Source organism: Methylorubrum subtropicum (assembly GCF_038442325.1).
In the GTDB taxonomy this organism is placed as follows: Bacteria; Pseudomonadota; Alphaproteobacteria; order Rhizobiales; family Beijerinckiaceae; genus Methylobacterium; species Methylobacterium subtropicum.
In genome coordinates, this window is record NZ_JBBXMW010000020.1 from 32,561 (window position 1) to 50,258 (window position 17,698).

11 protein-coding genes are annotated in these 17,698 nt (G+C 70.8%); 6 read left to right on the forward strand and 5 right to left on the reverse strand.

Annotation, left to right across the window (positions count from 1 at the left end; all coding sequences use genetic code 11):
* Positions 1-8: 8 nt before the first annotated feature.
* Entirely contained in the window at positions 9-1,199 is a 1,191-nt protein-coding gene (locus AAHG03_RS21915; RefSeq protein WP_342153192.1) for an inositol-3-phosphate synthase, read from the reverse strand.
* Positions 1,200-1,509: 310 nt separating this feature from the next.
* Here AAHG03_RS21915 and AAHG03_RS21920 point away from each other — a divergent pair, with 310 nt between their 5' ends.
* Positions 1,510-2,640 carry a transglycosylase SLT domain-containing protein gene (locus AAHG03_RS21920; RefSeq protein WP_342153193.1) on the forward strand — a complete coding sequence of 377 codons (1,131 nt, stop codon included), beginning with the start codon at positions 1,510-1,512 and terminating at the stop codon, positions 2,638-2,640.
* Positions 2,641-2,892: 252 nt separating this feature from the next.
* Here the strand turns inward: AAHG03_RS21920 and AAHG03_RS21925 are convergent, their stop codons facing one another.
* Together AAHG03_RS21925 and AAHG03_RS21930 are read right to left on the reverse strand one after the other, a co-directional pair.
* Complete coding sequence (locus AAHG03_RS21925) at positions 2,893-4,479, reverse strand: DHA2 family efflux MFS transporter permease subunit (RefSeq protein WP_342153194.1); 1,587 nt, start codon at positions 4,477-4,479, stop codon at positions 2,893-2,895.
* Complete coding sequence (locus tag AAHG03_RS21930) at positions 4,476-5,657, reverse strand: HlyD family secretion protein (RefSeq protein ID WP_342153195.1); 1,182 nt, start codon at positions 5,655-5,657, stop codon at positions 4,476-4,478. Before AAHG03_RS21930 ends, AAHG03_RS21925 begins: the two co-directional genes overlap by 4 nt.
* A 297-nt stretch (positions 5,658-5,954) precedes the next feature.
* On the opposite strand from AAHG03_RS21930, the gene AAHG03_RS21935 reads away from it, so the two are divergent.
* Positions 5,955-8,432, forward strand: coding sequence for a PBP1A family penicillin-binding protein (locus AAHG03_RS21935; RefSeq protein WP_342153256.1), 2,478 nt, complete (start codon positions 5,955-5,957; stop codon positions 8,430-8,432).
* A gap of 135 nt (positions 8,433-8,567) precedes the next feature.
* A complete protein-coding gene (locus AAHG03_RS21940; protein WP_412759781.1) occupies positions 8,568-10,304 on the forward strand; it encodes a methyl-accepting chemotaxis protein in 1,737 nt (578 codons plus the stop codon).
* Positions 10,305-10,530: 226 nt separating this feature from the next.
* Here the strand turns inward: AAHG03_RS21940 and AAHG03_RS21945 are convergent, their stop codons facing one another.
* A complete protein-coding gene (locus AAHG03_RS21945) occupies positions 10,531-12,018 on the reverse strand; it encodes an AMP nucleosidase (protein ID WP_342153198.1) in 1,488 nt (495 codons plus the stop codon).
* A gap of 89 nt (positions 12,019-12,107) precedes the next feature.
* Here AAHG03_RS21945 and tsaA point away from each other — a divergent pair, with 89 nt between their 5' ends.
* The 3 genes from tsaA (at position 12,108) to AAHG03_RS21960 (ending at position 16,557) form a co-directional block, all read left to right on the forward strand.
* Positions 12,108-12,608 carry a tRNA (N6-threonylcarbamoyladenosine(37)-N6)-methyltransferase TrmO gene (gene tsaA, locus AAHG03_RS21950; RefSeq protein WP_342153200.1) on the forward strand — a complete coding sequence of 167 codons (501 nt, stop codon included), beginning with the start codon at positions 12,108-12,110 and terminating at the stop codon, positions 12,606-12,608.
* A 165-nt stretch (positions 12,609-12,773) separates the two neighbouring features.
* On the forward strand, positions 12,774-14,174 hold the full coding sequence (locus AAHG03_RS21955) for a cytochrome P450 (protein WP_342153201.1): 1,401 nt from the start codon (positions 12,774-12,776) through the stop codon (positions 14,172-14,174).
* A complete protein-coding gene (locus tag AAHG03_RS21960; RefSeq protein WP_342153202.1) occupies positions 14,164-16,557 on the forward strand; it encodes a putative bifunctional diguanylate cyclase/phosphodiesterase in 2,394 nt (797 codons plus the stop codon). Before AAHG03_RS21955 ends, AAHG03_RS21960 begins: the two co-directional genes overlap by 11 nt.
* Positions 16,558-16,778: 221 nt before the next feature.
* Here AAHG03_RS21960 and AAHG03_RS21965 read toward each other — a convergent pair whose 3' ends face one another.
* Positions 16,779-17,675, reverse strand: a complete 897-nt coding sequence (locus tag AAHG03_RS21965) for a histone deacetylase family protein (protein ID WP_342153203.1) — start codon at positions 17,673-17,675, stop codon at positions 16,779-16,781.
* Positions 17,676-17,698 lie beyond the last annotated feature (23 nt).

Below are 17,698 nucleotides of genomic sequence, written 5' to 3' on the forward strand. Positions count from 1 at the left end.
GGGCTTTCTCAGCGCACGCCCAGCCAGTCGAACAGCATCCGCTGCTGCTTGCCGAAATCGTGCTCCGGACCGTGGCCGTTCTTGACCATCGGCGCCTTGAAGAAGGTCGAGAGCTGCTCCTGCACACCGCCGTCGCCGCGGGTCTTGGCGAGGTCGAGGACGCGGGCGATCTCGATCACGAGCGGGGCGGCCAGAATCGAGTCCTTGCAGAGGAAGTTGACCTTGATCTGCATCCGCTGGCCCATGAAGCCGGTGACGTCGATGTTGTCCCAGGCTTCCTTGTCGTCGCCGCGCGGGCGGTAATAGTGAATGTGCACGAGGTGATCCTCGACCGGATAGCCGAGGATCGAATCGAGCACCGTGCCTTTGGTGTTCAGCTTCGACTGGAGCGAGTCCTTGTCGTTCAACGCAAGGCCGTCGCGGTTGCCCAAAATGTTGGTCGAGAACCAGCCGTCGACGTGGAGCGAGCGGGCCTTCAGCGCCGGGGCCAGCACCGTCTTCATCATGGTCTGGCCGGTTTTGCCGTCCTTGCCGGCGACCGGGACGTTCAGCTCGCGGGCGAGTTCGAGGAGCGCCGGCACGTCGGCGGCGACGGAGGGGGTGAAGTTGGCATACGGCACGCCGCTCTTGATCGCCGCATAGGCGTAGAGCATCGCGGGCGAGATCGACTCGTCGCTCGAATCCAACCCCTTCTCGAAGGCGTCGGAGGAGTTCAGCACCGCCTGCGACAGGTCGGGCCAGCGCTCGGTCGAGGCGAGGTTCACCACGACGACGTCGTCGAGGTTGCTCTCCTTGCGGAAGCGGTTGAGGTCGTTGGCGATGACCGAGACGGCCTCGCGGTGGTCCTTGGCGACGATGCGGTTGGCGCCGTCGATGTTCTTGCAGAACTTGGCCGAGCCGACGGCGGGCCAGGGGGTGATGCCCTTGAGCGCCTGAGCGCCGTTGTCGATGTCCTCACGCGTCAGCACGCCGTGGCCGGTGGCGGCGGAGGCGAGGTCGTCGCCGTTCAGGTCCCAGCCGCCGAAGACGAGGTCCTTGTAGTCCGCCATGCCCGGCACGGGCACGCCCGCGAGCGGCAGGCCGTCCAGACGGTTCGAGCCGGACTTGATCGTCTCGATGCCGGCGATGGCGGTCGTGGCGACCGCACCGCCCATGCCGACGAACGCCACTCCGACGCGTCGACCGGTCTGAATGCCCATGAACCCGACTTTCTGCTGTGGTGGCGCGGACGCCTTAGGATGACCCCTAACTGGTCGCCGCGCAGCCCATGACAACTGTGGCCTAGCTGGTCCGTTCCGAGGACGGATGCGCCTTGTTTGACGCAGGGCGATGTCGCAGGCCCAGGCGCGAAATCGTTAATTTATCGTAAACACAGTGGCTTAACGGCCCATTAACGCGACCACGTTTGGATCACGGGGTGGTCCCATTGTGGTCACACCCGGCGGCGAAACACTCCGCCGTCAAAAGAAGCCCGGCCGAAAAGACGCCGGAGCACCAAAAGGAAGACCGATGGGGGTTTACCCGGAGCCGGCGCTTTGCGCCGACGACGTGAGCCGACTCGTGCCTTGCGGGTCGCTCGCCAGCGCAGACGCGGTCCCCGGCCGCGCCACCTCTCGGGCGGGTTCCGCCGCCCGCCTTTCCCTTGCCCTGCTCGCGGGCCTCGTCCTGCTCTCCGCCCCGCGCGCCGCGGACGCCACCGAGGGCGACATCGCCGTCTCGATCCCGGCGCTGGTGCGCGCCGAGATGCGGGCCGACCTCCGCTCCGCCGACGCCGCGCCCGAATGGGGCGGCGCCGCGCTGACCGGCCAGGACGACACCGTGTCGGCTCCCGTCGCCCGCGTGCAGGGGGCGATGGGCGCCCCCCGCGACGGCGAGGACGAGGTGCTGCGCTTCGGCGACATGAGCGTGCCGCGCGACCTCGTGGCCACCATCGTGCGGGCCTCCGAGGCCACCGGCGTCGATCCGGTCTATATGATGGCGCTCGCCGACAAGGAATCCAGCTTCGACACCGACGTGAAATCCTCCGCCTCCTCGGCGCAGGGGCTCTTTCAGTTCGTCACCGGCACGTGGCTGGAGATGATCCGCACCTACGGCGCCCGCTACGGTCTCGAGGCCGAGGCCGCCGCCGTGAAGGGGAGCGGCGGCGCCATCACCATCGCCGACGCCGGCATGCGCAAGCGGGTGCTGGCGCTCCGCAACGACCCGTTCGTCTCCGGCCTGATGGCGGGCGAGCTGATCAAGCGCGACCGCGCCCGCATCGAGGCCCGGATCGGCCGGGCGCTCAAGACCACCGAACTCTACCTCGCCCACTTCCTCGGCACGGCGAGCGCCGGAAAGTTCCTCTCGCTCAGCGCCGAGGATCCGGACAAGGTCGCCCAGAAGGTCTTTGGCCGCGCCGCGCGGGCCAACCGCTCGATCTTCACGGCGAAAGCCGGCGGCAAGCGCCGCAGCCTCACGGTCGCCGAGGTGCACGAGCGCCTCGACGGCATGATCGACCAGCGCATGAGCCAGTATCAGGCCATCGCCGAACTCGCCGGCCAGACCCAGGAACAGGCGGTGGCCGACACCCCGATCCTCGACGCCCGCCTGCGGCTCGACGGGGCGGTGGCTCCGGGGCTGACGACGCGGACGATTCAGTAAAGCGATCATCGACTGACCGCGGCGACGCCCGCGCATCCCCTCGCCCCGCTGTGCGGGGAGAGGGCTTCGGCGACCCCGTTGTCGCCGAAGCGAGGCGGCAGCCGAAGGTGAGGGGGCGCTTCCGAAGGAGCCTCTTCCGTCAAGTCCCCCTCACCCTCGCTACCGCTTGTCGCGACGACGACGAGGTCGTCGCGACCCTCTCCCCGCGTGCGGGGAGAGGGGGCTCGGCGGCACCGATCCGGGCAAAAAGAATCAATGTCCGGCCGGCGCCTGCCCGCCGGACTTAGCGCTCTTCAAGAGCAGCGCCAGCGGCACCGCCGTCATCGCCATGATGGCCAGCACCTTGAACACGTCGATATAGGCCCAGAGCGCGACTTGCGTCTGCACTTGCTGCGCGATCCAGGCCAGCGCCTGCCGCTCGGCGTCGGGGCCGGCGAAGCCCCGCTGCGAGAAGTAGGCGGTCGCCTGCCGCATCGTCTCCTGATAGGCGGGCTCGACCGAGGAGACGTGCTCGCCGAGCCGGCTCTGGTGGAATTGCTGGCGGTAGGCGAGCGTGTTCTGGGCGATGCAGACGCCGACCGAGCCGCCGACGTTGCGGGCGACGTTGATCAGCGCCGAGGCCTGATCGGTCCGATCCTTGGCGATCCCCTGGTAGGACGCCGCCGTGATCGAGAGAAAGATCATCGGCAGGCCGATGCCGATGTAGATGCGCGACCACATGAAGAACGAGAAGCTCGATTCGCCGTTGAGGCGCGTCAGGTCGAGCATGCCGACGGCGATGATGGTGGCGCCCGTCGCGATCAGCCATTTCGGCGCGACGAAGCCCGAGAGGCGCCCGGCCACGAACATCATCACCACGGTCACCGCTCCGCCGGGCCCGAGCACGAGGCCGGAGAGCGTCGCGGTGTAGCCGTAGAGTTCCTGGGTGAGCTGCGGCAGGAACTGCGTGGTCGAGATCAGGATCGCGCCGGTCGCCAGCATCACGAGGAAGCAGGCGCCGAACTGGCGCTGCCCGATCAGGCGCAGGTCCACCACCGGGTTCTTGCGGGTCAGCAGCCAGGGGATCATCGCGGCAAAGGCGAGGCCCGCGATGATCGTGAAGACGATGATGAGGTTCGAGCCGAACCAGTCCTTCCGCTGGCCCTCGTCGAGCACGACCTCCAGCGCCCCGAGGAAGGTCGCGACCAAGAGGAATCCGACGATGTCGAACCGGACGCCCTGTTCGCGCAGGCGCTTGCGCTCGGCCACCGCCTGGGGCGGGTCCTGGATCACCCAGTACATCAGGGCGAGCGCCATCACGCCGATCGGGCCGTTGATGAGGAAGCACCAGTGCCAGGAGGCGTTGTCGGAGAGCCAGCCGCCGATGGTCGGGCCGATGGCGGGTGCCACGACGATGGCGACGCCGTAGAGGGCGAAGGCCTGTCCGCGCTTCTCCGGCGGGAACGAATCGGCCAGGATCGACTGGGCGAGCGGGGCCATGCCGCCGCCGCCGAGCCCCTGGAGCACGCGGAAGAACAAGAGCGATTCGAGGCTCCAGGCGAAGCCGCACAGGATCGAGGAGAGCGTGAACAGGGCCACGCTCCAGAGGAAGAACGCCTTGCGGCCGTAGCGCTTGGCCAGAAAACTCGACGCGGTGAGCGTGACGGCGTTGGCCACGAGATAGCTGGTGACGACCCAGGCCGCCTCGTCCGGCCCGACCGCGAGGCCGCCGGAGATGTAGCGGAGCGCGACGTTGGCGATGGTGGTGTCCAGCACCTCCATGAAGGTCGCGAGCGCGACGACGACGGCGATGATCCAGGGATTGTGGCCGCCCGTCGCCGCCTCGGTGTCGGCGCTCACCGGACCCGCACCGTCGGCACGATCGACATGCCGGGCCCGATCGCCACGTCCTGCGGCCAGTTCTCGACGCCGATCTTCACGGGGATGCGCTGCGTCACCTTCACGTAGTTGCCGGTGGCGTTCTCGGCGGGCAGCAGGCTGAAGGCGGTGCCGGAGCCCGGCTGCACCGAATCGACCCGGCCGGTGATCTTGCGGTCCGGATAGGCGTCGATCTCGATGTCCACCGACTGGCCGGGGCGCATGTCGGTGATCTGCGTCTCCTTGAAGTTGGCCGTCACCCAGATGTCGTCGGGCACGAACATCGACAGGCTCTGTCCGGCTTGCGCGTATTGCCCCTTGGCGCCGGTGAGGCGCACGACGCGGCCGGCCTGCTCGGCGTGCAGCGTGGTGTAGCCGAGGTTCAGCTCGGCCTGGGCGCGCTGGGCCTGGGCCTGGGCGAGGCTCGCCTGGGCGCTGGCCCTCTGGGCATCGAGGGCGCCGACCTGCTTCTGCGCGGCGACGACCGACGCCTTGGCGCGGCTGAGGTTGGCCTGCTGCTGCTGCAGGTTCGAACTTGATTGCTGCGATTGCTGCACCGTGCCCGCACCCCGCTGGGCCAGCGTGCGGTAGCGGTCGGCATCCTCGTTGGCGAATTCCAGCGCCGCGTCGGCCTGCTCCACCTGCGCCTTGGCGACATCGACCTGCGCCTGCTGCGCCGCCACCTGCGCGTCGATGTTGCGGATCGAGGCCTCCGCGGCGGCGACCTGGGCGTTCGCCTGATCGAGCGCGATGCGGTAGTCGCGCGGATCGATGCGGAACAGCACGTCGCCCGGCTCGACATGCTGGTTGTCGGTCACGGGCACATCGACGACGTAGCCCGACACCTTGGGCGCCACCGCGAACTGGCGCGCATCGACGAAGGCGTCGTCGGTCGATTCATAAGGATGGATCGCCGTGAGCCAGTAGAAGTAGCCGGCCACCCACAGCGCGATCAGGACGATCCCGCCGAGGACGAACCAGAGCGGGTGGCGGCGCAGGATGTTCGGGCGTTTTTTTTCGTCCTTGTCCTGCGACGCGGGTGCTTCCCGCTGCGGCGCGTCACCGCCTTCCTTCAGGGCGCGCGGTTCGTCCGAACCGCGCGCGCGGGAGGTCTCGTCGGTCCGGGCATGGCCGGACGGGGACTGGCGTTCGTCGAGCATCGTTCATGGAGCCTGCGCGGGGGACGACCCGCCCGAACCGCGCTGAAGAAAAAAGCCACCCGCCTCGCGGGATTAAAAGCGAATTCGCCTTCCGGTTCCGCCGCGGTGATAGTGCAATCCGGCAGGGGTGCCATGCGGCACGGGGGACGACGACGGCCGGCCGTGTCCTTCCTGCCACCCGGCGCAAACCTTCGCGATGCGCGGCGCAGGCGGCCGTAGCCCAAAACCTTCTCCCTCCGCTAAGGTCGCCCCGAGAATGGCATGAGCGGGCGCGATGGCGGGCGTGAACGGGTCTCGATGACGGCGCAGGGACCGGACAGCCCCGACGATCCGGGACGGGACCGCCGCGAGGCCTCGGCCGCCGCCCGCGAGGCCGCGCGCACCGCGGGCCTGCTGGCGCGCCAGCTCGGACGGCTCGCCGGCAGCGCCGGGCGCAGCCTGTGGCGGCAGGGCCGCGACGCGGCGCAGCGGACGGCCGGCGCGGCCGGGCCGGTTTTTCGGCGCGAGCGCGGCCCCGCGCCGGCCCCTGCTCCAGCCCCTTTGGCACAGAGGACCGTCGAGCCGGCCCCGGCCCGCACCGGCCTCATCGCCCGCCTGCGCCGCTGGCCGGCGCTTGCGGTGGCGATCCTCGCCGTTCTGGTCCCCGTCGTGGTGCTCGCGGCCTACGTGCTCGCCGCCTTCGCGACGCTTCCGCCGCTGGGCGGCGTCGCGCCGGAGGCCGGGCAGCGGGCGCTGGTGGTCGAGGCCGACGACGGGCGTACCTTCGCCACCCGCGGCGCGTTCCAGGGCGAGAAGCTCACCGAAAAGACCCTGCCGCCGCGGCTGGCCGAAGCCATCGTGGCGATCGAGGATCGGCGCTTCTACAGCCACTGGGGCATCGATCTGCGCGGCCTCTTCCGCGCGCTCTGGCGCAACGCCACCGGCGGCGGCGTGCGCGAGGGCGGCTCGACCATCACCCAGCAATATGCCCGCCTCACCTCGCTCAATCAGGAGAAGACGCTCCGGCGCAAGATCCAGGAGGCGTTCCTGGCGTTGCGCCTGGAGAGCACCCTGTCGAAGCCGGAAATTCTGGTGGGCTATCTCAACACCGCCTATTTCGGCGCGGGCGCCTACGGGGCGGATGCGGCGGCGCGGCGCTATTTCGGCCACGGCGCGCAGGGGCTGACGCTCCCCGAGGCCGCGATGCTGGCGGGCCTCGTGCGCGCGCCCTCGCAGCTCGCCCCGACCCGCAACTTCGGCGGCGCCAAGGAGCGGGCCGATCTCGTGCTCCAGGCCATGGTCGAGACCGGCGCGATCAGCCAAGCGGAGGCCGACAAGGCGCGGAAAGAGAAGCTCACGCTCCACACGCCCCCGGAGACGCCGCCGGGCACCAACTATTATCTCGACGCGCTCCAGGCCGACGTGCGCCGCCTGACGAACGAGACCGGCGACGTCACCGTCCGCTCGACGCTCAACCTCGACCTCCAGAGCCTCGCCGAGGGCGTGCTGGCCCGCCGCCTCGATGCGGAGGGCGCCAAGAAGAAGGTGAGCCAGGGCGCGCTGGTGGCGCTGGCGCCGGACGGCGCCGTGCTGGCGATGGTGGGGGGCCGCGACTACGAGGACAGCCAGTTCAACCGCGCGACCCAGGCCAAGCGGCAGGCGGGCTCGCTGTTCAAGCTGTTCGTCTACCTCGCAGCCTACCAGAAGGGCTACTATCCCGACAGCGTGCTGGTCGATCGCCCGACCCAGATCGGCGAGTGGGAGCCGCAGAACTCCAACAACCGCTTCCGCGGGGCGCTGCCCCTGCGCTCGGCCTTCGCGCTCTCGATCAACACCATCGCGGCGCAGCTCGGCGACGAGGTCGGGATGCCGGCGGTGATCGCCGAGGCGCGCCGGCTCGGGGTGCAGACCGACCTGCCGAACGTGCCGAGCCTCGCGCTCGGCTCGGCGGACGTGACGCTGATCGACATGACCCGCGCCTATGCCGGCGTGCTGGGGCCGGGCGTGCCGGTCGAGCCCTATCTCGTGCGCGCCGTGAAGGGCGGGCCGCCGCAGCCGCTCTACCAGCGCAGCGCCCCGAAGCCCGGCGCGCCGATGGACGCGCAGGTGCAGACCATGATCCTCGACTCGCTCCAGGCGGTGGTGGATTCCGGCACCGGCAAAGCCGCGCGGGTCTCAGGGGTCGCGGTCGGCGGCAAGACCGGCACCAGCCAGGACTTTCGCGACGCGTGGTTCGTCGGGCTGACGCCGGACATGATCGTCGGCGTCTGGGTCGGCAACGACGACAATTCGCCGATGAACAAGGTCACCGGCGGCGACATCCCGGCCCGCGTGTTCCACGACTTCGTCGAGCGTGCCCAGAAGGTGCTCAAGGGCCGCAAGCGCCCGACGCCGTCGGCGGCCCGCGGCGAGACCGTTGCGGCGAACGCGGTCGCCCCGCCGCCACCGCCCACGCCCCCTGCCTCGATCCCGACCAACGCCGGGCCGGAGGTGCGCGGCGTGCCGGAGGTGGTCGATACCGGCACGCTCTCGATCCGCGGGCGCACGGTGCGGCTGCTCGGCGTCGTCGGCGAGCGGGGCGCGCTCGCCCGCCAGCTCGCCCGCTACCTGCGGCGGCGCGAGGTGGTGTGCTCGGGGGACACCGAGATGCGCTGCCGCCTCGACGGCGACGACCTCGCTGCGCTCATCGTCACCGCGGGCGGGGCGCGCGCCACCGAGGACGCGCCCCCCGACCTCGTGGAAGCGGAAGATCAGGCCCGCGCCGAGCGGGCCGGCCTGTGGCAGCGGGAGCGGTGAAGCGGCCACCGGCTTTCGGGGAAAGCCGATGCGTCACGGGCAGCGGTCGCATCGACTTGGATGCGATATTCAAAATGATGGTTGGGGGACGGTCGGAAGCCCCCATCCGTAAGCCGAACTTAACCTAGGCGAAGAATGGTCGCCTCACGATCGCGCGATCCTGAGGCCGTTCCCGTGAAGCTCGTCGCCAACACCCGCATCCTCACCAAGGTCGCCGTGCCGCTCGGCCTCCTCGTCGCGGCCTCGGTCGGTTCCGTCACCTATGCCAGCCGGACGATGGACGGTCTGGTCGAGCAGACCCGCCACCTCACCGATGTTCAGGCGGTGCGCCAGGAGAGCATCCTGCGGACGCAGCTCTCCATCACCGAGGCGACGATCCAGAACCGCAACATCATCATCGAGACCGATTCCGGTAAGATGGGGAACTACAAGACCCGCGGGGACGCGGCGATCCAGGCGGCCTACGCGTCGATCGACCGACTGATCGCGTTGTCCGACGATCCGCAGCGCCGCGCCGTCAACCAGAGCCTGCGTCAGTCGGCGGAGGGCTACTTCACGATCCTCGCCCGCTCGACCGATCTCGGCCTGAAGAACGACGGGCAGGGCGCGATGAAGATCGCACAGACGGAGGCCTCGCCCGCCCGCGCCAAGCTGCGCGATTTCGTGGACGACCGTATCCGGATGCTCAACGAGGAGATGGAGGCCGAGAAGCAGGCCGTCGTCGCCGAGGCGTCGCGCACCAAGACGATGCTGATCGTGGGCTCCGGCCTCGCGCTGCTCCTCGCTCTCGCGCTCGCCGCCGCCATCGTGGTGTTCGGCATCACCCGCCCGCTCGGGCGCCTCGTCGCCGTGCTGCGGCGGATGGCGCAGGGCGAGATCGACTCGGGCATTCCGGAGGCGCGCCGCGGCGACGAGATCGGGCAGGTCGGCCAAGCCGTCGAGCGGATCAAGGACATGGTCGCCCGCAAGGCCGCCGAGGAGGCGGAGCTGCGCCACATCGCCGACGCGGCCGCTGCCGCCGAGCGCAAGCGCACGATGATCGAACTCGCCGACGGCTTCGAGCGGGCGGTGGGCGGCATCGTCGGCATGGTGTCGTCCTCGGCCACCGAGTTGCAGGCCACCGCCTCGACCATGACCGCCACGGCGACCGAGACCGCGAGCCAGGCCGGCACCGTCGCGGCAGCGGCCGAAGAAGCGTCCGCCAACGTCAACACCGTGGCGGCGGCGGCCGAGGAACTCGGCGCCTCGGTGGCCGAGATCGGGCGGCAGGTGTCGAGCTCGGCCGACCTCGCGCAGGCGGCGGTCGCCGCGTCGGACGACACGTCCGCCCTGGTGCGCGAACTCGACGGGGCGGTGGCGCGCATCGGCGACGTGGTCGGGCTGATCTCGTCGATCGCCGGCCAGACCAATCTTTTGGCATTGAACGCAACGATCGAGGCCGCCCGCGCGGGTGAGGCCGGCCGCGGATTCGCCGTCGTCGCCGCGGAGGTGAAGGAGCTCGCGACCCAAACCGCGCGAGCCACGGAAGAGATCTCGCAGCAGATCGGCCGCATCCAGGGCGCGACCGGTCAGGCGGTCTCGGCCATCGGCGGCATCGCGGCGCGCATCCGCGACATCGACACCGTGGCCGCCGGCATCGCCGCGGCGGTGGAGAAGCAGGGCGCGGCGACCCAGGAGATCGTCCGCAACGTCGCCCAGGCTTCCGCCGGCGCCTCCGAGGTCACCGGCAACATCACCGGCGTCGCGGGCGCCGCTGAGGAGACGGGCGCCGCGGCGACGCAGGTGCTCGGCGCGGCGGGCGAGCTGTCGCGGCAATCGGAGCAGTTGCGCGCGGAGGTCGGGCGCTTCCTCGCGACGGTGCGGGCGGCCTGATCGGCCTTACCGGCGGATCGCTACGGCTTTCCGCCGGACACCGTCATTGCGCGGCGAGGCGTAAGCAATCCAGGGCTCCGCATTGTCCAGGGAGGTCGCGCGAGACGTTCGTCGGCGCGGTCTCGCCTTCTCTGGGAAACGCGCGCCCTGGATCGCTTCGGCTCCGCCTCGCGATGACGGGGTGTGGTGGACACCGAAGCGACCAACCGGAAACCGCCGGTCCGCCCTACCGGAACGGCGGCTCGTCGAAACTCCGCAGCTTGCGCGAGTGCAGCCCGGCCCGGTCGGCCCTCAGCGTGTCGAGCGTCGCCAGCCCGATCTTGAGGTGCTCGGCCACCGCCCGCTCGTAAAAGGCACTGGCCGAGCCCGGCAGCTTGATCTCGCCGTGGAGCGGCTTGTCGGAGACGCAGAGCAGCGTGCCGTAGGGCACCCGCAGGCGAAAACCCTGGGCCGCGATGGTGCCGCTCTCCATGTCGACGGCGATGGCCCGCGACAGGTTGATCGGCCGCCGCTCCTGGCTGAAGCGGAGTTCCCAGTTGCGGTCGTCGTAGGTCACGACCGTGCCGGTGCGCAGGCGCCGCTTGAGGGCGTCGGCGCGCTCGCCGGTCACCGCGGCGGCGGCCGATTGCAGGGCGATCTGGACCTCGGCCAGCGCCGGCACCGGGATGTCCGGCGGCACGAGGTCGTCGAGGATGCGGTCGCGGCGCAAGTACCCGTGCGCCAGCACGTAGTCGCCGATGGTCTGCGACTGGCGCAGGCCGCCGCAATGGCCGACCATCAGCCAGCAATGCGGGCGCAGCACCGCGAGATGGTCGGTGATGGTCTTGGCGTTGGAGGGGCCGACGCCGATGTTGACGAGCGTCGTGCCCTGCGGCGCTCCGTCGGCCCCGCGGGCGACGAGGTGGTAGGCCGGCATCTGGAAGCGGTGCCAGGGCGAGGCGGCGATCAGCGCGTCCGGGTCGGCGCCCGCGGCATCGGCTTGGCGCACCACGACGCCGCCCGGCAGAACGAGGCGCTCCCCCTCGCCCGCCGCCAGCCGATCAAGGGCGTGGCGGACGAAGTTGTGGACGTAGCGGTGGTAGTTGGTGAGCAGGATCCAGGGCTGGATCTCGCTCCAGTCCGAGCCCGTGTAGTGGACGAGGCGGCGCAGCGAGTAATCGGTGCGGATGCCGTCGAACAGGGCGAGCGGGCGCGGCTCGCCCGGCTCCTCCCACCACAGCCCGTCGGCGACCTCGTCGCCCACCACCGAGAGCAGCGGCACGGGAAACAGGGCGGCGAGGTCGCTCGCGCTGACGCCGCTGCCGCCGAGATCGGTGCCGGGCTCGACCACGTAGGGATAGGGAATCTCCTGGGCCGAGAGCCCGACCTCGATCGCCGCGCCGTAATCGCGCACCAGCGGGCGCAGCTGCTCCAAGAGGTAGGCGCGGAAATAGCCCGGCTGGGTCAGGGTGGTGGAATAGATCCCCGGCGCCTGGAACTTGGCGGTCGCCCGCTCCAGCCGCGGCAGCGGCCCCGCGGGCTGGTAGGTCAGGCGCAGTTCGGGATAGCGGAATTGCAGCCGCTCGGCCGGGCTCGGCGGTTCGCGGGTGTCGAGGTAGCGGGCGAGCGCCGTCTGAAGCGCCCGGGTCGCCCCCGCATGCAGCGCCTCCAGCCGCTCGACGGCCTCTTCCGGATCGGTAATCGACTCCATCGGCCGCAACTCGTCGCTGACCATGCGCCCTCCCCTCATCCCCTGGCGTCCCCTACATCGGCGCGGGCGCGGCGGTGAGCAAGCCGGTTCGGGACGGATGCAAGGAGACGTGGATGCACGAGCAAGCCGAGCGCCGCCCCGGCGAGGAGACGGTGACGCTCCCCGAGTCCTACGATGCCGGGCTCTACTTCATCGGCCGGGTGCGCACGCCGTGGAGCAGCCGGGCCGAGTGCCCGAAGAACGGGCGCCAGACCGACGCGGTCTGCACCCTCGAAGTCGATCCGCCCTATCGCCCCGGCCTCCAGAACGTGAACGGGGCGACCCACCTGATCGTGCTCTACTGGATGGACCGGGCCGCCCGCGACCTCGTGCGCCAGCATCCGCGCCACGCCGAGGGCAGCCGCGGCACCTTCTCGTTGCGCTCGCCCGCGCGCCCGAACCCGATCGCGCTCTCGGTGGTCGAGTTGCTCGGCATCGAGGACGGCACTTTACGCGTGCGCGGGCTCGACTGCATCGACGGCACGCCGCTCCTCGACATCAAGCCCTATTACGCCACCACCGACAGCCGCCCGGAGGCGCAGGTCGATCGCGCCGGTACGGTGGCGAAGGCGTGAACGGCAAAGATGTCGCACCGGGCCGACAGCATTCGACCACTATACCATCCTGTGATGGTTAATTCATCGAAGAACTGTCGATCAACAACCTCAACGATGAAGAACAGCGCCGATTAAGGCATTCTTTATGGTTGGGGCAGCTACTGATCGCCATCGGAGGGAGCGATGGCATCGGCATCGACCACATTCCGTCTCTGCGACCAGCGCCCGCCCTCGTTGAAGGGCGCCCTCGCCGAGGCCCTGACGGTGCCGCCACTGCTGGCGACGATGCTGCGCAGCATGATCGAGGCGTGGCCGGAGGAGGTGTACGCGCAGCCCGCCGTCGCCACCCGGTTCCTCGGCCGGCGCACCACCTTCGTCTGCGAGCCGGGCCTGATCCGCAGCCTGCTGGTCGATCAGGCCGATGCGCTGGAGCGCGAGACCTTCATGCTGCGGGCGCTCTCGCCCGCGCTGGGGCGCGGCATCCTCACGGCGGACGGCGCGTTCTGGCGCGGGCAGCGGCGGACCGCGGCCCCGATGTTCCGGCCCGACCGCATCCGCGGCTTCGTGCCCGCCATCGCGGCGGCGGCGGAGGCCGGGCGCGCGCGCTGGCAGGAAACCGCACAGGACGCGCCTGCCGCCGACATCCTGCCGGAGCTGATGCGCACGGCCTTCGAGATCATCGTCGCCACGATGATCTCGGGCGATTCCGAGATGGAGGTCGGCGCCTTCGGCCGGGCCATCGACGCCTACCTGTCGCAGACGCAGTGGAAGATCGCGCTCGCCCATCTCGGCGCGCCGGAATGGACGCCGCATCCGGGCGCTCGCCGGGGCGCCGCCGCCGCGCGCTTCCTGCGGGGCGAGACCGCCCGCACCGTCGCCCGCCGCCGCGCCCGCGGCGAACCCGGCCGCGACCTGCTCGGCCTTCTGCTGGAGGCGCGCGATCCCGAGACCGGCCACGGCCTGTCCGAGGAGGCACTGATCGACAACCTCCTCACCTTCGTCGCCGCCGGCCACGAGACCACGGCGCTCGCGCTCGCCTGGACCCTGCGGCTGATCGCCGACCGCCCCGAGGTGCAGGCGAAGATGCTGGCCGAGATCGCCGGTCTTCCCGCCTCGCTCAGCCAGAGCCCGGACGGGGTCGAGCGCCTGACCTACACGCGGCAGGTCGTGATGGAGGCGATGCGGCTCTATCCGCCCGCGCCCCTGATCGTGCGGCGCACGACCCGAGAGGTGCGGCTCGGCGAGACCCGGATTCCGGCGGGCGAGTCGGTCCACGTGCCGGTCTACGCGCTGCATCGCAACCGCGGCCTGTGGGACCGGCCCGACGCCTTCGATCCCGACCGCTTCGCCCCGGCGATCCATGCGGGCCGGGACCGCTACGCCTACCTGCCGTTCGGCGCCGGCCCGCGGGTCTGCATCGGCATGGGGCTCGCGCTCACCGAATGCCTCGTGGTGCTGGCCACCCTGCTGCCCGCGCTCCGCTTCGTGCCGGAGCGGGCCGAGATGCCGGAGGCGCAGTTCCGGGTCACCCTGCGGCCCCGCGGCGGCATCCCGATGCGGGTGGTGGCGCGCCATGCCGGCTGACGCCGTACGCGAAAGGGCCGGGGCGAAGGGCGGCTGGCTCGCGCGCCGGCTGCGCTGGGCGGTCGCCGAGGCGCCGCCGGAGCGCTACCGACTGCAAGTGAGGGCCGACCTCCTCGACGAGACCCTGAAGCTCGCCAACATCTCCGCGGTCACGCATTTCGCCGTCGCGGTGGTGCTTCCGATCCTGTTCTGGGACTCCGCCCCGCGGCTCTACCTCGCCGGGTTGTTCGCTGTGGTGACGGCGATCATCGGGCTGACGATCTACACCAACCGGCTCTACCGCCGGCTCTACACCGACGGGGTGTCGGAGGTCGGCGTCGCGCTCGGCTACCGTATCTCGGCGGGGCTCGCGCTGGCGCTGGGGCTCACCTGGGCGACGATGCCGATCATGCTGTTCGCGCCGGCCAGCGCCGACCAGCGCCTGATCATCGTCGCCACCGCCGCCGGGCTGATCTCGGACGCCTACGTGGTCGGGCCGTTGCTGTCGGTCTCGTTCCTGTTCGCGGTGCCGCTGATCCTCGGCAGCTTCGCCGGGCTCGCCCGCTCGGGCGAGGCCATCGCGGTCAGCATCGGCGTGCTGCTCGTCGTCTACGCGGTGTTCGTGCTGGCGAGCGTGGCGCGGATGAGCCGGCTGTCGCTGGAGCGCATCCACGACCGGGTGCGCGTCGAGGACCAGGGCCAGACCATCGGCCTCCTGCTCAACGAGTTCGAGGCCAACACCAGCGACTGGCTGTGGGAGACCGACGAGGCAGGCGGGCTGCAGCACGTCTCGACCCGGATGGCGCAGGCGCTCGGCCGCCCGAAGGCGGACCTGCACGCGACCTCGCTGGCGACGCTGCTCGGCGGCGGCGGGCAGGACGGGGATGGCGTGGCCGAGATCCTGGCCTGTCTCACCGCCCGCGAGCCGTTCCGCGAAAAGCTCGTGGCCTTCGCGGACGGCGAGGGCCTGCGCTGGCTGCGGCTCTCCGGCAAGCCGTTCCAGGACCGGCGGGGCGCCTTCGCGGGCTTCCGTGGCGTCGGCTCGGACGTCACCGCGAGCCGGGCCGCCGAGGAGCGGATCGCGTATCTGGCCACCCGCGACACCCTCACCGGCCTGTCGAACAGGGCGATGTTCCACGACATCGCCCAGACCGCCTGCGGCGCGGCCGCCGAGCCCGGCGGGACGCCCGCGAGCCTGCTCTACCTCGACCTCGACGGGTTCAAGCTCGTCAACGACAGCGCCGGCCACGGCGCGGGCGACGCGCTGCTGCGGCAGGTCGCCGACCGCATCCGCGCCGTCACGGCCGCCGAGCCCTCGGCCCACGGCTTCCGGTTGGGCGGCGACGAGTTCGCGATCCTGCATCGCGGCCCCGTCGAGGCGGCCGAAATCCTGGCCCAGGCCTGCGTCGTGGCGCTCGGTGAGCCCTACTGGATCGAGGGCGTGCGCGCGGAGATCGGCGTCAGCGTCGGCCTCGCCCACGCGCCCCGCGACGCGACCGATCCCGAGAGCCTGCTGCGAAAGGCGGATCTCGCCCTCTACACCGCCAAGGAATCCGGCAAGGGCCGCTGGCACGCCTTCGACGCAAGCCTGGAGCGTCGGGCCCAGCGCCACCGCGAACTCGACGCGGCGATGCGCTCAGGCCTGGAGAACGGCGAGATGGCCCTGCACTACCAGCCGCTGGTCAACCTCGCCGACAGCCGCGTGGTCGGCTTCGAGGCGCTGTTGCGCTGGACCCGGCCGGGGGAAGGGCCGGTCTCGCCCGCCGAGACGGTGCCGATCGCCGAGAGCACCGGTTTCGTCATCGAGATCGGCCGCTGGGCGCTGCGCACCGCCTGCCAGGAGGCCGCGGGCTGGCCCGAGGGCTTAAGGGTCGCGGTCAACATCTCCTCGATCCACTTCCGCCTGCCGGGCTTCGTCGCCGAGGTCGAGGCGGCTTTGCGGGCGACTGGGCTCGCCCCCGACCGCCTGGAGATCGAGATCACCGAGACGATCTTCCTCGGCAGCACCCCCAACGTCCTCGACAACCTGCGCCGCCTGCGGGCGCTCGGCGTGCGCATCGCGCTCGACGATTTCGGCACCGGCTTCTCGTCGCTGAGCTACCTGACCCAGTTTCCCGTCGACAAGATCAAGATCGACCGCGCCTTCGTGCGCGACCTCATCACCCGCCGCGAATGCCTCACGGTGATCGAGGCGATCATGGTGATCGCCCGCGATCTCGCCATCGACGTCACGGTGGAGGGCGTGGAAACGGTGCAGCAGGCGGAACTCCTGCGGCTCAAGCGCTGCAACAGCGCGCAGGGCTTCCTCTACAGCCCGGCCCGCCCCGCGCGGGAGGTGCCGGCGCTGATCGAGAGCATCCCGCTCAACGCCCGGCGGGCGCTGCCGCAGGCGAGCGCGGCGTGAGGGTTTTTGCTTGGTCCGATCGGTCTCCGATCGCCCACCCCGTCATTGCGAGGCGGAACTGACGCAATTCAGCGCTCCGTACCATCCGAACGAGGCGCGCGGCTGAAACGGGCTGCCGACATCGCCGTTTCGCCAACGCTTGCATCGTCGCGCTCTGGATTGCTTCGGCTCCGCCTCGCAATGACGATGTGAAGCGAAACCGGAGCGGCCGACCGGAAGCGCTACGCCAGTCCCGCCATCGCCTCGAACACCAGCGCATGCCGCGCCGCGATGGCGTCCACATCGCTGCCGTAGCCGCCGCCGACCACCGAGCAGAGCGGAACTTTTTTCGACTTCGCCAGGCCGACCACGAAGCGGTCGCGGGCCAGAAGCCCGTCGTCGGTGAGATCAAGCCGGCCGAGGCGGTCGTCGCGGTGGGGATCGACGCCGGCGTTGAAAAAAATCAGGTCGGGTGAAAACCCCTCGACCAGCGGCGGTAGGCGCGCCGCCAGCACCGCCAGATACTCCGCGTCCCCGAGCCCGTCGGGCAGGCCGATATCGAGGTCGCCCGGCACCTTGTCGATGGGGTAGTTGCGCTCGCAATGGATCGAGAGGGTGAACAGGTCGGGCTCGCGGGCCAGACAATCGGCGGTGCCGTCGCCCTGATGCACGTCGAGATCGACGATCAGCGCCCGGCGGATGCGCCCCTCCCGCTTGAGCGCGAGGGAGGCCACCGCCACGTCGTTGAACACGCAGAACCCCGCCCCGCCGGCCCGCCGGGCGTGATGGCTGCCGCCCGCGGTGCTGCCCGCGAGCCCGTGCTTGAGGGCAAGCCGCGCGGCGCAGAGCGTGCCGCCCGACGAGGCGCGGGAGCGGGCGACCACCGATTCCGTCACCGGCAGGCCGATGGCGCGTTCGACCGCCCGCGGCACCTGCCCGGTCAGCACCGCCTCGACGTAAGCGGGATCGTGCGCGCCCGACAGCAAGGCGGCGTCGGCGGGCTCCGGCGTCACGAAGCCGTCCGGCGCCAGCCCGCGCTCGGCGAGAATCTCGGCGAGCCGGCCGTATTTGCGCATCGGAAAGCGGTGGCCCTCCGGCAGGGCGGCCTCGTAGGCCGGATGGAACACGATCGGCAGCACGGGCACGCCTTCGGAAGAGGGTG

Bases quoted from the DNA above. Each gene is read 5' to 3' on its own strand.
- AAHG03_RS21960 (WP_342153202.1), top strand. From the start codon at position 14,164: ATGCCGGCTGACGCCGTACGCGAAAGGGCCGGGGCGAAGGGCGGCTGG.
- AAHG03_RS21945 (WP_342153198.1), bottom strand. From the start codon at position 12,018: ATGGTCAGCGACGAGTTGCGGCCGATGGAGTCGATTACCGATCCGGAA.
- AAHG03_RS21930 (WP_342153195.1), bottom strand. From the start codon at position 5,657: ATGCTCGACGAACGCCAGTCCCCGTCCGGCCATGCCCGGACCGACGAG.
- AAHG03_RS21935 (WP_342153256.1), top strand. From the start codon at position 5,955: ATGACGGCGCAGGGACCGGACAGCCCCGACGATCCGGGACGGGACCGC.
- AAHG03_RS21940 (WP_412759781.1), top strand. From the start codon at position 8,568: ATGGTCGCCTCACGATCGCGCGATCCTGAGGCCGTTCCCGTGAAGCTC.
- AAHG03_RS21920 (WP_342153193.1), top strand. From the start codon at position 1,510: ATGGGGGTTTACCCGGAGCCGGCGCTTTGCGCCGACGACGTGAGCCGA.
- AAHG03_RS21955 (WP_342153201.1), top strand. From the start codon at position 12,774: ATGGCATCGGCATCGACCACATTCCGTCTCTGCGACCAGCGCCCGCCC.
- tsaA (WP_342153200.1), top strand. From the start codon at position 12,108: ATGCACGAGCAAGCCGAGCGCCGCCCCGGCGAGGAGACGGTGACGCTC.
- AAHG03_RS21915 (WP_342153192.1), bottom strand. From the start codon at position 1,199: ATGGGCATTCAGACCGGTCGACGCGTCGGAGTGGCGTTCGTCGGCATG.